Source organism: Nocardioides sp. LHD-245 (assembly GCF_030929495.1).
Classification (GTDB): domain Bacteria; phylum Actinomycetota; class Actinomycetes; order Propionibacteriales; family Nocardioidaceae; genus Nocardioides.
The window spans coordinates 1-14,506 of sequence record NZ_JAVFWN010000012.1 but is presented as its reverse complement, the minus strand read 5'-3'; the positions used below and the strand labels follow the sequence as shown (position 1 = coordinate 14,506).

At 73.1% G+C, this 14,506-nt stretch carries 16 protein-coding genes; 4 read left to right on the top strand and 12 right to left on the bottom strand.

Features of this window, described 5'->3' with window-relative positions:
* Positions 1 to 6 precede the first annotated feature (6 nt).
* The gene (locus RB608_RS17745; protein WP_308089377.1) at positions 7 to 525 is read left to right on the top strand and encodes a helix-turn-helix domain-containing protein; all 519 of its coding nucleotides are present in this window, start codon (positions 7 to 9) and stop codon (positions 523 to 525) included.
* Here RB608_RS17745 and RB608_RS17740 read toward each other — a convergent pair.
* The 9 genes from RB608_RS17740 to RB608_RS17700 form a co-directional block, all read right to left on the bottom strand.
* The gene (locus RB608_RS17740) at positions 498 to 2,627 is read right to left on the bottom strand and encodes an iron ABC transporter permease (protein ID WP_308089376.1); all 2,130 of its coding nucleotides are present in this window, start codon (positions 2,625 to 2,627) and stop codon (positions 498 to 500) included. The genes RB608_RS17745 and RB608_RS17740 overlap by 28 nt on opposite strands.
* Before the next feature lie 28 nt (positions 2,628 to 2,655).
* Complete coding sequence (locus tag RB608_RS17735) at positions 2,656 to 3,684, bottom strand: iron-siderophore ABC transporter substrate-binding protein (protein ID WP_308089375.1); 1,029 nt, start codon at positions 3,682 to 3,684, stop codon at positions 2,656 to 2,658.
* Positions 3,685 to 3,721: 37 nt separating this feature from the next.
* Positions 3,722 to 4,525 carry an ABC transporter ATP-binding protein gene (locus tag RB608_RS17730; protein WP_308089374.1) on the bottom strand — a complete coding sequence of 268 codons (804 nt, stop codon included), beginning with the start codon at positions 4,523 to 4,525 and terminating at the stop codon, positions 3,722 to 3,724.
* 63 nt (positions 4,526 to 4,588) lie between these two features.
* On the bottom strand, positions 4,589 to 6,355 hold the full coding sequence (locus RB608_RS17725) for a DEAD/DEAH box helicase (protein ID WP_308089373.1): 1,767 nt from the start codon (positions 6,353 to 6,355) through the stop codon (positions 4,589 to 4,591).
* Positions 6,352 to 6,642 carry a DUF3039 domain-containing protein gene (locus RB608_RS17720; protein ID WP_392391013.1) on the bottom strand — a complete coding sequence of 97 codons (291 nt, stop codon included), beginning with the start codon at positions 6,640 to 6,642 and terminating at the stop codon, positions 6,352 to 6,354. Before RB608_RS17720 ends, RB608_RS17725 begins: the two co-directional genes overlap by 4 nt.
* 10 nt (positions 6,643 to 6,652) lie before the next feature.
* Entirely contained in the window at positions 6,653 to 8,149 is a 1,497-nt protein-coding gene (locus tag RB608_RS17715) for an MFS transporter (RefSeq protein WP_308089372.1), read from the bottom strand.
* Entirely contained in the window at positions 8,146 to 8,706 is a 561-nt protein-coding gene (locus RB608_RS17710; protein ID WP_308089371.1) for a TetR/AcrR family transcriptional regulator, read from the bottom strand. The genes RB608_RS17715 and RB608_RS17710 overlap by 4 nt, the downstream gene beginning before the upstream one ends.
* A 64-nt stretch (positions 8,707 to 8,770) precedes the next feature.
* The gene (locus RB608_RS17705) at positions 8,771 to 9,331 is read right to left on the bottom strand and encodes a YqgE/AlgH family protein (protein ID WP_308089370.1); all 561 of its coding nucleotides are present in this window, start codon (positions 9,329 to 9,331) and stop codon (positions 8,771 to 8,773) included.
* A 122-nt stretch (positions 9,332 to 9,453) separates the two neighbouring features.
* Positions 9,454 to 9,999, bottom strand: coding sequence for a hypothetical protein (locus RB608_RS17700; RefSeq protein WP_308089369.1), 546 nt, complete (start codon positions 9,997 to 9,999; stop codon positions 9,454 to 9,456).
* Positions 10,000 to 10,179: 180 nt separating this feature from the next.
* Between RB608_RS17700 and RB608_RS17695 the strand changes: the two genes are divergently transcribed.
* Positions 10,180 to 10,902: a TetR family transcriptional regulator gene (locus RB608_RS17695; protein ID WP_308089368.1), complete on the top strand. Its 723-nt coding sequence runs from the start codon at positions 10,180 to 10,182 to the stop codon at positions 10,900 to 10,902.
* Between the two features lie 36 nt (positions 10,903 to 10,938).
* On the opposite strand, the gene RB608_RS17690 is transcribed toward RB608_RS17695, so the two are convergent.
* Together RB608_RS17690 and RB608_RS17685 are read right to left on the bottom strand one after the other, a co-directional pair.
* Positions 10,939 to 11,385, bottom strand: coding sequence for a hypothetical protein (locus RB608_RS17690; protein ID WP_308089367.1), 447 nt, complete (start codon positions 11,383 to 11,385; stop codon positions 10,939 to 10,941).
* Between the two features lie 159 nt (positions 11,386 to 11,544).
* On the bottom strand, positions 11,545 to 12,576 hold the full coding sequence (locus tag RB608_RS17685; RefSeq protein WP_308089366.1) for a DUF3048 domain-containing protein: 1,032 nt from the start codon (positions 12,574 to 12,576) through the stop codon (positions 11,545 to 11,547).
* A 149-nt stretch (positions 12,577 to 12,725) separates the two neighbouring features.
* Between RB608_RS17685 and RB608_RS17680 the strand changes: the two genes are divergently transcribed.
* The gene (locus RB608_RS17680) at positions 12,726 to 13,244 is read left to right on the top strand and encodes a SigE family RNA polymerase sigma factor (protein ID WP_308089365.1); all 519 of its coding nucleotides are present in this window, start codon (positions 12,726 to 12,728) and stop codon (positions 13,242 to 13,244) included.
* A complete protein-coding gene (locus RB608_RS17675) occupies positions 13,241 to 14,251 on the top strand; it encodes a hypothetical protein (protein ID WP_308089364.1) in 1,011 nt (336 codons plus the stop codon). Before RB608_RS17680 ends, RB608_RS17675 begins: the two co-directional genes overlap by 4 nt.
* A 63-nt stretch (positions 14,252 to 14,314) precedes the next feature.
* Here RB608_RS17675 and RB608_RS17670 read toward each other — a convergent pair.
* On the bottom strand, positions 14,315 to 14,506 hold a 192-nt coding region (locus tag RB608_RS17670), incomplete at its 5' end, for an SDR family oxidoreductase (RefSeq protein ID WP_308089363.1).

Below are 14,506 nucleotides of genomic sequence, written 5' to 3'. Positions count from 1 at the left end.
GGAGCGATGGCAGCCACCGATGCTCCCCCGAGCTCACCGCCCGCGCTCGCGTGGTCGGTCGACAACTGCACGCTGGGCCGGGCGATGGCCATCCTCGGCGAGCGGTGGACGGTCGTCGTGCTGCGCGAGGTGTTCCTCGGCGTCCGCCGCTTCGACGACATCCGCCGCCATGCGGGCATCCCCCGCCAGGTGCTCACCGACCGGCTCGCCTCCCTGGTCGAGCACGACATCCTGCGCAAGGAGCCCTACCGTCAGGACGGCGCCCGCACCCGGCACGAGTACCGGCTGACCGCGAAGGGCCTCGAGCTCCAGCCGATCCTGCTCGCCATCAGCCACTGGGGCGACCGCCACCTGGCCGACCCGGGAGGTCCACCGACCGTGTTCGTGCACCGCGAGTGCGAGGAGCCCGTCCACGTCGAGGTCCGCTGCGCCGCGGGCCACCACGTCGACGATCCCCGGGGGGTCGCCACCCGCCCGGGGCCCGGCGTCCGGCCGTTTCAGGCGCGCGAGCGCGCCAGCAGGTAGACGAAGTAAGGCGCGCCGATCAGCGCCACGACCAGCCCTGCCGGGACCTGAGCCGGCGCGATCACTGTCCTGCCGACGAGATCGGCGAGGCCGAGCAGCACCGCCCCGAGCAGGATCGCCACCGGCACCGAGCGCGCGTGCCGCCCCCCGACCAGGGCGCGCGCCATGTGCGGTGCCACCAGTCCCACGAAGCCCACCACGCCGACCGCGGCGACACTCGTCGCGGCGAGCAGCGCCGCCGTGACCAGGACGACGAGGCGAACGGTATCCAGACGCACGCCCACCAGGCGCGGGGTGTCCTCGTCGAGGGCGAGCAGGTCGAGGTCGCGGCGGACCAGCCAGGCGAGCGGCAGCGCGACGGCGAGCACGACCGCGACGGGCAGCACCTGCTCGAACGTGCGGCCGTACGTCGTCCCGGACATCCAGGTGTAGATCCGCGGCGTGTCCCAGGGGTTCGAGCGCACCAGCAGGAACGTCGTCAGCGCGGCGGCGCCGTACCAGGTGCCGATGCCGATGAGCAGGAGCCGGTCGGCGTCGAGCCCGTGCCGCCAGGCGAGGCCGTAGACCAGGGCGAAGGCGACGAGGGCACCGGTGACCGCGCCGACCAGGATCGCACCGTTGCTCGCGGCCTGAGAGACGCCGGCCCCGGTCACCACGATCACGGCCCCCACGCCGGCACCACCGGTGATGCCGAGGATGCCCGGCTCGGCCAGGGGGTTGCGGCAGGTCGCCTGCACCAGGGCGCCGGAGAGCGCCAGCGCCGCGCCGCCCAGCACCGCCGCGGCGACCCGGGGCGCACGCTCGTCGAGCGCGAACTGGATGAGCGGCGCGGCCTCGCCGCGCAGCCACAGGGAGAGATCGCCGGCCCGCAGCCAGGTGTCGCCGGCCAGCAGGCTGAGCAGGGTCACCGCGGCGGCGGCCACGACGACCAGGGCGAGGACGACGAGGAAGCGCACCCGGCCGCCCACCCGGACCCGCGCCGCGGCGGTCTGCCGGGTCGGGCCGAAGTCGCGGCCGCGGCGAGCCAGGACGATCATCACCAGCGCGCCCATCAGGGTGGTGGTGATGCCCGTCGGGATCGAGATCGCCTGGTCGGCACCGAGCACGGCCCGGATCAGCGCGTCGGCGAGGATCACGACGACGGCACCGGTGAGGCCGGCGGCGGGGATGAGGACGGCGTGCCGGTTCAGCGCCGGCACCATCCGGCCGCACAGCCGCACGATCACGGGGGCGAACAGGCCGACGAAGCCGATCGGGCCGGCCAGGGTCACCGACGCCGCGGTGAGCAGCACCGCGAGCACCGTGCCCGCGGCACGCGTCGAGCGGACGGGCACGCCGAGCACCGCCGCGCTGTCGTCGCCGAGGCCGAGCAGGTCGAGGCGCCGGGCGAGCAGCAGCGCCGCCACGGTGCACGCGACCACGACCGGCGCGGCCTGCTGGAAGGTGCGCAGCCCGAGCTGGCTGAGCGAGCCGCTCCCCCAGGCGAACAGGCTGGTGGTCTCCTCCTGGAACAGGATGAGCAGGGTGGACGTGGCGGCCTGCAGGGCCAGCGCCACGGCCGAGCCGGCCAGGACCAGCCGCGTGGTCGCCGTACCCGCGCCGCCGGCGAGGCCGAGGACGAGGAAGGCGGCGAGCCCGCCACCGGCGAAGGCGGTCAGCCCCGAGGCCCAGATCGGCACCGTCACGCCGAAGGCCGCCACGACGGTCACCGCGAGATAGGCACCGCCGGTGACGGCGAGGGTGTCGGGCGAGGCGAGGGCGTTGCGGGCCAGCGACTGGAAGAGCGCGCCCGCCACGCCCAGGGCGAAGCCGACGGCGATGCCCGCCGCGAGTCGCGGGACGCGGGAGCCGATCAGGACGTCGCCGGCGTCGGCTCCGGGTCCCGAGCCGTCCCGGTCGCCGAGCAGCCAGCGGACGAGGTCGCCCGCGCCGATCGCGGACGTGCCCTGGGTGAGGTGCCACAGCGAGGCTCCCAGCAGGACGGCGACGAGCAGCAGCAGGGCGCCGCTCGCGCCCGCGAGGCCCGAGGCCCCGAGCCGAGGCCTCGCCCCGGCCGGCTCGGTCGGGTTCGCGGTGGCGGGCTGCTGCTGCTCGACGGTCATCGCTGGGTGCCTGGGCTGCCTGCTCCGCCTACTTCGTGAGCAGGTCGACGTACGCGTCGATGATCTGCTCGGCCGAGCGTGGGCCGCCGAAGGTCCACACGCCCGGCGGGAACGCGTGGCTGCGGCCCTCGGCGACAGCGGGGATCTTCTGCCAGACGGCGTTCTCGGCGAGGGTGGCGTTCACGTCGCCCTCGGGGTCGACGGTGCCGGTGTAGAGGAAGGTCGCGTCGCCGAGCTCGCTCATGCCCTCGATGTCGGTCTGGCCGAGGCCGTACGCCTCGTCGACCTCGCCCGTCCAGGCGTTGGTGAGGCCGAGCGCCTCACCGAGCTCGCCGATGAGCGAGCCCTGGCCGAAGGGACGGATCGAGACGTTGCCGCCCTGCACGTAGCCGTCGAAGTAGACGAACGAGGTGGCGTCGGTCGCGGCGACCTCGTCCTTCGCCTCGGCGAGGTGCGCGTTGAAGTCGTCGACGACGACCTTCGCCCGCTCCTCGCGACCGGTCGCCTGCGCGATCAGCTCGAAGGTGCCGAGCATGTTGGCCACCGGGTCGGCGGCGTCGGCACCCTTGGTGGCGAGCACCGGTACGTCGTACTTCGCCAGCTGCTTGAGGATCTCGTCCTCGGCGGTGTAGGCCTCGACGATGACCAGGTCGGGATCGGCGCCGAAGAGGGTCTCCAGGTTCGGCTCGCCGCGGGTGCCCACGTCGGTGACGCCTTCGGGCAGCTCCTCGGCGGTGTCCCAGGTGGCGTAGCCCTCGGCGTCGGCGACCGCGACGGGGGTCAGGCACAGGGTGAGGACGTCCTCGACCTGCTGCCACTCGAGCACGGCCACGCGCTCGGCGGGCTTGTCCAGCTCGACGGTGCGGCCATAGCTGTCGGTGAGCGTCACCGGCCCGGTGGCGGTCGCGGTCTCGTCGGCGGAGCAGTCGGCCGAGTCGTTGGCCTTCGGGGCCTCCTTGTCGGCGCCGGTGTCGGTCGTCCCGCAGGCCGCCAGGAGCAGGCCGAGCGGCAACGCCACCATGGGCGTCAGGGCAGCGGCGATCGGTCGGGTCTTCATCGGGTTCCTCACTGTGGTTCGGTGATGTCGGCGCGCGTCAACTGGAGCGGTGCCGCTGGTGCCTGCCCTGGGCCTCCACCCGCACCGCGCCCGTGTCCGGGTCGACGAGGCAGCGGATGGGCAGCCCGTACACGGCGGACAGATGCACGGGCGTGAGTACGTCGACCGGTGTGCCGACCGCGCGCACCGTGCCCTGGTGCAGCAGCACGACCTGATCGGCCACGGTGGCGGCATGGTTCAGGTCGTGGAGGACGACGCCGAGCGCCGTCCCGTGGCGGTCCGCGAGGTCGCGGACCAGATCGAGGGTCTCGACCTGGTAGCGCAGGTCGAGATGGTTGGTCGGCTCGTCGAGGAGCACGACGGCGGTGTCCTGGGCCAAGCAGGTGGCCAGCCAGACCCGCTGGAGCTCTCCGCCGGAGAGCTGGTCGACGGGCCGGTCGGCCATGCCGTCGACGCCGGTGACCGCCATGGCGTGGTCGACGGCGGCCCGGTCCGTGTCCGTCGCGCCGGCGAAGCGACCGCGGTGGGGGTGGCGTCCGAAGGCGACGACGTCGCGGACCTCCAGACCCGACGGGTGCGGCCGCGACTGGGACAGCAGGGTCACCCGGCGGGCGAACTCCTTGGCGCTCAGCGGTGCGGTGTCCGCGTCGTCGAGCGTGACCCGACCCTCGGCGACCGGGTGGAGCCGGGCCAGCGAGCGCAGCACGGTCGACTTCCCCGAGCCGTTGGGTCCGATCAGCGCGGTGACCCGGCCCGGCTCGAGGCGCACCGAGACCCCGTGCACCACCGTGCTGCGCTGGTAACCCAGCACCAGATCGCGTCCCTCGAGAACCGTCGTCACGACAAGGAAGCGTAGCCTAAGTTAGGTCAGGCTTCCCTATCGGGTTGCACCGGTGCAGGCGACTCACGACGTCTTGCGGACCGCCCACTCCCGGATCCGGTCGATCCGCTTCTGCAGCTGATCGCCGTTGGCGACCGCGGCGGCCGGACCGCCGCACTCCTTGCGCAGCGCGGCGTGGGTGATCCCGTGGGCCTGGCCGGTGCGGTGGTGCCACGACGCGACCAGCGAGTTGAGCTCGCGGCGCAGCAGTCCGAGGTGCTCGTGGGTGGTCACCTCGGCGACCGTGTCGGCCGCGCGCTCGTCGCCGGCCTCCGGGCGCCGGGTACGACGCCGGTCCGCCTGCCGCTGCTGGAGCAGGGCGCTGACCTGGTCGGGCTCCAGCAGCCCGGGGATGCCGAGGAAGTCCATCTCCTCGTCCGAGCCCACGTGGACCTCGCCCTCGTGGCCGAACTGCGCGCCGTCGTAGAGCGCATGGTCGAAGCGCGCCTCGGAGCCGAGCGCCTCGAAGGGCAGCGCCTCGAGCTCGTCGGAGGCGGCGTCGCCCTGGTTGGCCTGGTTCATCAGGTCCTCCTCGGCGGCGAAGATGTCGCCGTCGCTGCTGACCCGGCGCTTGAGCACGTGGTCGCGCTGCGCCTCGAGCTCGGCGGCGAAGGTGAGCAGGTTCGGCACCGAGGGCAGGAACACCGACGCGATCTCGCCGCGCTTGCGGGCGCGCACGAAACGGCCGACGGCCTGCGCGAAGAACAGCGGGGTCGACGTCGTCGTCGCCCACACGCCCACCGCGAGGCGCGGCACGTCGACGCCCTCGGACACCATCCGGACCGCCACCATCCAGCGGCTGTCGTTCTCGCTGAACGCGGAGATCTTCTTCGAGGACGCCTTCTCGTCGGACAGGACGACGGTCGCGGACTCGCCGCTGATCTGCTTGAGCAGCTTGGCGTAGGCGCGGGCGCTGTCCTGGTCGGAGGCGATCACCAGCCCGCCCGCGTCGGGGATGTGGCGGCGCACCTCCGAGAGGCGCTTGTCGGCCGCGGCCAGCACGGACGGGATCCACGACCCGTCGGGGTCCAGCGCGGTGCGCAGCGCCTGGGAGGTCATGTCCTTGGTGAGCGGCTCGCCCAGCGACGCGACGACCTCGTCGCCGGCCCGGGTCCGCCAGCTCATCTGGCCGGAGTAGGCCAGGAACAGCACCGGCCGCACGACATGGTCGGACAGCGCCTCGGCGTAGCCGTAGGTGAAGTCGGCCACCGAGGTCGGCACGCCGTCCCCGCCCGGCGCATAGGTGACGAACGGGATCGGGTTGATGTCGGAGCGGAACGGCGTGCCCGTCAGCGCCAGCCGGCGCGCCGCCGGCTCGAAGGCCTCGCGCACGCCCTCGCCCCAGCTCATCGAGTCGCCGGCATGGTGGATCTCGTCGAGGATGACCAGGGTCTTGAAGCGCTCGGTCCGGATCCGCATCGCCAGCGGGTTGACGCCGACGCCCGCGTAGGTGACCGCGACCCCGACGTAGTCGCTGGAGATCTTGCCCGAGCCCGCCGAGTACGTCGGGTCGATCGGCAGCCCCGCCCGCGCCGCGGCCTCGGCCCACTGCATCTTGAGGTGCTCGGTCGGCGCGACGATGATCAGCCGGTCGATCAGCCGGCGGCCGAGCAGCTCCGCGGCGACCGTGAGGGCGAACGTCGTCTTGCCGGCACCGGGCGTGGCGACGGCGAGGAAGTCACGCGGGTTGCGGGCCAGGTAGTCGGTGAGCGCGGCGGACTGCCAGGCACGCAGCGACGGCGCCGTGCCCCAGGCTGCCCGCTCCGGCCAGGCCGGACCGAGCGAGGTCATGCGTCGGGACCGGACCCTTCGCCGCCGGATCCGTCGCCCGGCTTGCCGTCGCCGAGACCCTCCCAGATCTCCTTGCACTCCGGGCAGACCGGGAACTTCTCGGGCGCCCTGCTGGGCACCCACACCTTCCCGCACAGGGCCACCACCGGCGTGCCCATCACCATCGCCTCGGTGAGCTTGTCCTTCTCCACGTAGTGGGAGAAACGCTCGTGGTCGCCCTCGTCGGTCGGGACGGTGCGGCGGTCCTCGCGGACGTCCGTTTCTGTCGAGAAGCCGATCGTGGTCACGTCGCGCAGTCTAGTGGCTGCCGGAGACATCGACGTCCTTCGGGAGCCCGAACCACACGAGGACCGCCACCAGCAGGGTGAGCACGCCGCCGACCAGGCCGACCACTCCGAACGCATCGGTGTACGACGCCAGCGCCGCGGGCTCGAACGGCGTCCCGAGCGCACCCGAGACGGACTCCACGGCCGCATCGTCCGCGCCGGCCGGGAGACCGTGCCGGTAGACCACGCCGGCGAGGCTGCCGAGCACGGCGATGCCGAGCACGCCGCCGACCTCGTAGGACATCTCCTCGACGGCGGCTGCCGAGCCGGCCTGGTGGACCGGCGCCGAGCCCATGATCAGCGCGGACGCGAGCCCGAGGGCCGCCGTACCGAAGCCGACGAGGAGCAGCGCGACCGCGACGCCGGCGTAGGCCAGGGGGCGCGGGAGCACCCACAGCGTGAGCAGGCCGGCGGCGAGCACGACCAGGCCCGCGACGACCACGTTGCGGGCGCCGAGCCGCGCGGCGACCGCGGGCGCCAGCGGCGGGCCGATCAGGCCGCCGAGGGCCATCGGCAGCAGGGCGACGCCGGCGACCAGCGGGCTCCAGCCCTGGACCAACTGCAGCCACTGCGAGCCGACGAACAGCAGCGCCATCATCGCGGTGCTGCTCACCAGCGCCGTGGCCACGCCGGAGCGGAAGACCGGGTCGGCGAAGAGGCGGACGGCGAGCATCGGCTCGTCCTGGCGCAGGCAGCGCCGCACGAAGACCGTCAGGAGAGCGAAGCCCACCAGCAGGACGAGAACGGTGACGACGTCGAGGTCGCCCTTCCCGAGGTGCTTGATGCCGTAGACGGCCGCGACCATGCCGCCCACGGAGAGCAGTACGCCGAGCGCGTCGACCCGGCCGGGCTTCTCCGAGCGGCTCTCGGGCAGCAGCAGGAGACCGGCGACGAGCGCGACGACCATGAGGGGCACGTTGACCAGGAAGGCCGCGTGCCAGCTGAACGCACTGAGCAGCGCGCCGCCCACGATCGGCCCCATCGCACTGCCGACCGCGGCGGTCGCGGCCCACAGGCCCAGGGCGAACGCCCGCTCCCGGGCGTCCGGGAAGAGCGCCCGGATCAGCGAGAGCGTGGCGGGCATGATCATCGCGCCGCCGATGCCGAGCAGGGCGCGCACGGCGATCACGTCGCCCGGGCTCCGGGCGATCAACGCGCCGAGGGAGGCGAGGGCGAAGATGGCGAAGCCGATCAGCAGCATCCGGCGCCGGCCCCACCGGTCGGCGAGGGCGGCCACCGGGACGAGCAGGCCGGCGAGGACGAGCGAGTAGACGTCGACGATCCACAACTGGGCGAGGGCACCGGCGTGGAGGTCCTCGGTCAGCTCGGGCAGCGCCACGTTGAGGACGGTCATGTCCATCACGACGACGAGCAGGCTGGCCGCGAGGACGGCCAGGCCGCCCCAGCGGCGGCGGTCCTGCGCGACGCCGGCCCGCGACGGCGTGGTGCGCGGGGTCGTGGCGGTCATCGGGCCGCCCCGCCCTCGAGGAAGGTGGAGCGGACCAGGTCCTGGGCGTCGCGCGCCGCGATGTCGCCGGCGACCAGCGCGTCGCGCACGGCGACGAGCAGGCCGTAGAGACTGTGGCCCAACCATCGGGCCGCGACGTCGGAGCGCAGGACGCCGGCTGCCTGGGCGGCGGCGTACAGGGTCACCTCCTCGGCGAACAGCGCGTCGGCGCGCTCGCGCAGGGCCGGGCCGTTGACGACGGTGGGGTCGGTCAGGGCGATGCCGTACTCGTCGGCGTCGACCACGAAGCGGCCGATCATGTCGTCGAGACAGGCCCGGATCAGCGCCGGGTCGGCAGACGCGACGGCGCCGGCCACCCCCGCCTCGGTCATGCTCTCGGCCCAGCGGTCGAGCGAGCGGCGGCCGATCTCGTGGAGCAGGTCCTCGCGGCTGGCGAAGTGACGGTGGACGGTCGCGCGGCCGACGCCCGCCGCGGCGGCGATCTCGGCCATCGGCGCGGTCGGGTCCGTGGCGAGCAGGCGCTGCGCTGCGGCCAGCACCGTGTCCCGGGTACTCATGGTTCCTCCTAGTGAGACTTCACTGTCTCATATGAGACAGTGAAGTCTCAAGTTGGAGAGACCGTCAGTTGAGCTCCGGGTCCAGCGGACGGGTGGCGTGCAGCGCGAGATCGCCGGGCTGGCGACGCAGCACCTGGCGGCGGAGGTCGCGGGCGTCACCGCCGAAGACGTCGTCGACCTGCCCGGGGACGACGTACCAGCTCCCCTCCTCGATCTCGGCCTGGAGCTGGCCGGCCCCCCAGCCGGCGTACCCGGCGAAGATCCGCAGCCGGTCGACGCTGCCGTCGACGAGCTCGCGGGGCGTGTCGAGGTCGAGCAGGCCGACCCGGTCCCACACGGGCCGGAACCCGGCGGCGTCCTCGCCGCCCGGTGCGGCGAGCGCCACCGCGAGGGCTCCGTCGGTCGCGACCGGGCCACCCTGGAAGAGCACCTCGGGCTCCTCGACCACCTCGCCCCACTCGCCCAGCACCTCGGAGACCGGCAGCGCGGTGGGGCGGTTGAGGACCACCCCGAGGGCGCCGTCGTCGTTGACGTCGAGCAGCAGCACCACCGTGTCGACGAAGTTCGGGTCCAGCAGCTGGGCCGACGCCAGCAGCAGGTGTCCGGCACTCAGCTCGCTCGACATGCCTCCATCATCCCCCGTGCAGAAGGAGGCGCCGCTCATGTAACTAAGGGTTACAGCACGGATTTGGGACCCATGAGGCCAATGTGGTGGATAACCGCACCGTAACCCTTAGTTACAAGCGGTCAGGCTGCGACGACGGCGCGCAGCCGCTCGAGCAGCGACCCGCGGACCTCGGGCTCGGCGTACACCGCGTCCGGGGTGATCATCGGCAGACCGCGATGGAGCAGGCGCGCCCGCTCCTCGATCTCGGCGCCGATCCGGCCCGCGGCCGCGTCGCCGATGCTGGTGCGGCCCGCCATCACGGCGAGCAGGTGATGCTCCTTGAAGCCCGCCGTGGCCATCGCCGACGCCATCGCGTCGTCGAGCGGGTGCGCGCGGTAGTGGTCGATGATCAGCCGCACGCCGGGGAGCTCGTGGGCGGTGTTGCTCCACGCGATCGCGACGGCCTCGTCGAGATCCATCGGCTGGTGGGCGAGCATCCGCTCGGCCTGGCCGGACAGGCGGGTGTGCCACTTCAGGGTGAGGGCCGCCAGCAGGTCGAGCTCGTCACGGAAGGCCGCGGAGACGCCGTCGACGTCCATGGGCAGGATGCCGTCGCGGCGCACGGCGGAGGTCGCGATGACGGAGCGGAGGGTCTCGCCCCGGTTGTGAAAGGCCGTCCAGGTCATGGTCAGCACTCCTCGTTCGATCGGCGGCCGCCGGATTCGGGAGCTCCGACATACCGCTGGTACGTACTACGAGTATGGAGCAGACCGTCGGTACGCCCAACGGCGCGACACCGTGATCCCGCCCACCCCGGGCCGTGACCGGTGTCACGCCGGACCCGAGCGCGCGCCTATGCTGAGCGGGTGGCGAAGGCATCGGTGTCGAAGCTCGTCCCCAAGGTCCCCGTGCCGGGTGTCCCGGGCGGATCCCGGCGGGCGTCGTACTCCGCCTCGACCAAGCGGGCCCTCGTCGACGTCGCGGAGCGGCTGTTCGCCGAGAAGGGGTACGCCGCCACCTCGCTCGACGCGATCGTCTCCGGCGCCCGGGTCACCAAGGGCGCGCTGTACCACCACTTCTCCGGCAAGCAGGCGCTCTTCGAATCCGTCTTCGAGCGGGTCGAGCAGGAGGCCGCCAAGCGGATCCAGAAGTCGCTGCGGGGCCAGAAGGACCCGTGGCGCAAGGCGACCGAGGGCCTGCGCTCCTTCCTCGACGTGGTCCAGGAGTCGCCGTACCGGCGGATCGTGATCCAGGACGGGCCGGCGGTGCTCGGCTACGAGCGCTACCGCGAGCAGGAGGAGCGCTCGACCTTCGCCAATATCGTCGAGATCGTCCGGGCCACCCTCGACGCGGGCGCATGGGACCTCGACGAGGACATGCTGCAGACCTTCGCGCGGATCTTCTTCGGCGCGATGTCCTCGGCCGGCGAGTCCGTCGCCACGGCGGCCGACCCCGAGGCCGCGGCCCGCCGGGTCGAGAGCGCGATCGGCTTCCTGCTCGCCGGCGTGCAGAGCCTGGTGGAGCAGGGTGTCGCGATGCCGAGCGCGTTCGCCGGCGCCGACGACCGGGGCGCCGCGGACCGGGACTGACCCCGACCGCTTCCGGCCTCGCCCGTCAGGGACGGCTCAGAAGGCGAGGGCCCCGGCCTGCAGATAGGCCAGCACCGGGGTGCCGCCCGGACCAGCCGCAGGGACCCGGACCGCGTCGTCCGCGACACCGACCACCACGACCTCGGCGTTGCCGCACATGCTGAGACCGATCGACCGGACGCCGCCCTCGGGACGGTCGCGCAGGAGCGAGCGGGCCAGCATCGCGCGGTCCTCGGCGGCGACGGCCGGTGCCACGGATCGGTTCAGCGCGGCCGCCCGGAAGGCCTGACAGGCGCTCTCGTGGTCCCGGTGGACCGACGCGACCGGCGGGCTCGTGCCCTCCCCGGACGGCATCGACCGCTCCCCCATGCCTCCGGCGGGCCCGATCGCCAGCACGACCCCGACAGCCGCGACGACGACCGCGAGGACGGCGGTCGCGATGATCACCGCGGGGCGAGCCCTCGGCTCCTCATAGCGCTTCATGTCACATCTCGGATTGCCGCTCGGGGTCGTCTGTCCTGAGAAAACTAGACGGATCCGCGGCGCGGCCGCCGATGCTCCCGGGGCGCTCCCCGGAGACCACCCGATCTCGTCATCCGCGTGACAACATCGGGCCCACACCGCCCCTGTCGGGGCGCGCGGCTATTGGCCGACGGTCACCGACCCGTTGTTGGCCTCGACCGGCACCAGCTCGATCCAGACCTTGCCGGCGGGCACCCTGAGCTCCGCGCCGTCGGCGGTGGCGAGGCTCAGCGTCGAGTCGACCTTGTCCTTGGTCCAGGTGCCCTCGACGACCTGGCCGTTGTGGAACAGCTGCGCGGCGCCGGTGCCCTCGAACCTGCTCTCCGGCACGAAGTTGCCGGCCGGGTCCGTGTAGCCGGCGTCGACGACCTTCACCCGCAGCACCAGCACCGAGCTGGCCTGGAAGTGGTCGCCCTGGGCGGCGTTGGAGTTGGTGTTGGTGTAGCTGCCGTCCTCGAAACGCCAGTTGGTGGTCCGGCTGCCGAAGTGCGCGGAGAGGGTCGGGGCCGGGGCGCCGCCGGCGAAGTCCGCCTCGGTGCCCCACGGCAGGTAGTCGGCCGGGCGCGCCGTCTTGCCGTCCTCGGCCGCCTTGGCGACCTTCTTGAGGTCGGTGAAGAGGTTGTAGGGCGCGCTGCGGCCGCTGTTGCGGTAGAAGCCGGGGCCGCCCTCGCTGAAGTACTTGATCTTGTTGCGGTCGATCCGGGCGATGGTCGGTGCCGCCGCGCCGCTGGTCGCTATCACGCCGCCCACCGGCGAGACGATGCCGATGTCGCTGGCCCGCATCGAACGGACCGGGCCGATGTCGCCGGGCAGCTGGGAGTAGTAGAAGGCGGCCAGGCGGGTGATGCCGCCCTCGACCAGCTCTTCGACGACCAGGTCGGCCTTGCTCAGCCCGACCTGCGGAGAGCTGGCCGGCGAGTTGTCGATCTTGGTGACCACGACCGGACGGTCCAGCTCGACGGACTGCCCCGGCTGCGCCTCGAGACCGGTCAGCGGCCAGATCTGCGGGACCTCCGGCGTCGGGCTCGCCTCCGCGGTGCTGTCGCCGTCCGACTTCTTGTCACCGTCGTCCCCACCCCCGCAGCCGGCGAGCACGAGGCTCAGCACGACGAGCGAAGCGGGCAGGGCGCTGCGGAGGGTGGAAGCACGCACCCGGTCAGTCTGTCCCACGCCGCGTCCCGAGGATGGAGCCGCCCCCGCGTGTCGCGCGGCGGGGTCCACTTCCGCGGCGCCGGCCTGTGACGGGATGGGCGCACGATGCGTCGTACAGGAGGAAGCGCAAACGACGTCCCAGGAGTGCCGTGTTCGAGCCTGACCCCCCGGTCCCCGATCCGTTCGAGGAGTTCGCCCGAGCGCGGGCGCCGCACCTCTACCGCGCCGCGTGGCTGCTCTGCGGACACCGGACCGAGGCCGAGGACCTGGTCCAGGAGACCCTGGCGAAGGTCTACGTGCGGATGCACCGCCGCCGCGGACCGCGCCTGGACAACCCGGCGGCGTACGCCCAGACGGTGCTGACCCGCACCTTCATCAGTGCCCGGCGGCGGGCGAGCAGCACCGAAGTGCCGTACGCCGACCTGCCGGGCCTCGACACGGCCGGCGCCGACTGCGGCACGGATCACGCCGGGACGACCGACCTGCGACTCGCGCTCACCGATGCACTCGCCGACCTCACGCCGGTCGACCGGGCCGTCGTGGTGCTGCGGCACCTGGACGGCCTGTCCGTCGAGGAGGTCGCGCACGCCCTGGGACTCACCTCGGGAGCGGTCCGCAATCGGAGCATGCGCGCCCTGGCGCGGATGCGGAAGGAGGCACTGCGATGAACGAGCACGACCTGACCACAGTCATGGAGCGCGCCGCGGAGCGACTGGACCCGGACGTCGCGGACCTGGTGGCCGGCGGCGCCCGCCGGGGCCGCCGTCGGCTGCGCCGGCGCCGCGCGACCGTCGGCGTCTCCGGCGCGGTGGTCGGCGCCCTCGCCGTCGGCGCCGTCGCCTGGGCGTCCGCACCCGGCGGCGGGACGGCGCGCGACCTCCCGGTCGCCACCCCGCCCACGGCCGCGATCACCACGCCGAGCGGCGACCAGCGTGCGCTGGCCGACGACGACGTCCTGGTGCGGGGGCTGCTCGACCGCCTGCCCGGCGGCGAGGTCACCGACCTCGAGGTCCAGCCCGTGTTCGATGAGCCCGGCTCCCCGTACCAACGCGGTCTGGAGATCGGTCTGCGCCTCGACGGCGCGGCAGTCCAGGTCAGGATCTACGACGGGAGCGTCGATCCCGAGGGCTGGGCACGGTCCGTGGAGCCCGGCCAGAAGCCCGAAGGCTGCGATGCGTCGCTGGTCGACGCGGACAAGGAGACCTGGAGCCAGGCCATCCGCGACGCCGCCAAGACCGCCACGGACGTGACAGGCTTCGATCGGGCCAACCCGCCGCCGGAGTTGCCTCCCCGCTCCCCCGAGCAGGCCTGCATCTCATGGGCCAGCAGGATGCGGGAGCAGAAGTGCGCCGCCGACCCGACCTGCCTGGCCAAGCGGACGGCGTACTCGCCGAAGAAGTCCTGCGGGCCCGACGGCCGTCAACTGCCCGACGGGTCCTGGCTGTGGCCGCGCTCCGGCGACGGCGGGGACGGCTCCGACACCAGCGGCTTCACGGGCAACTGGGCCGGGATCTGCACGCCCGACGGCTGGTCGATCGACGTCAGCGCCTTCAACAGCACCGACTCCGAAGGGTTCGACCCCGACGGAGGGAGGTCGACGGTGATCGCCGACGAGCCGCCGCTCAGCCTCGACCAGGTCACCGAGCTCGCGACCGCCGGCTTCTGGTTCGAGTGACGTCGTGTGCCTGAGGCTCCGGACACATCCAGGGTCTCAGGCACACGACCTAGCCTCGGCGGCTCAGGTGCCGAGCGAGACGCCGCCGTCGACGTAGAGCGTCTGGCCGGTGATGTACGACGCCTCGTCGCTCGAGAGGAAGGTCACCGCGGCGGCGATGTCGGCGGGGAACCCGACCCGCTTGACCGGGTTGGCCTCGGCACTCAGGCGGCGGAACTCCTCGACGTCCATCTTCAGCCGGGCCGCGGTGGCATC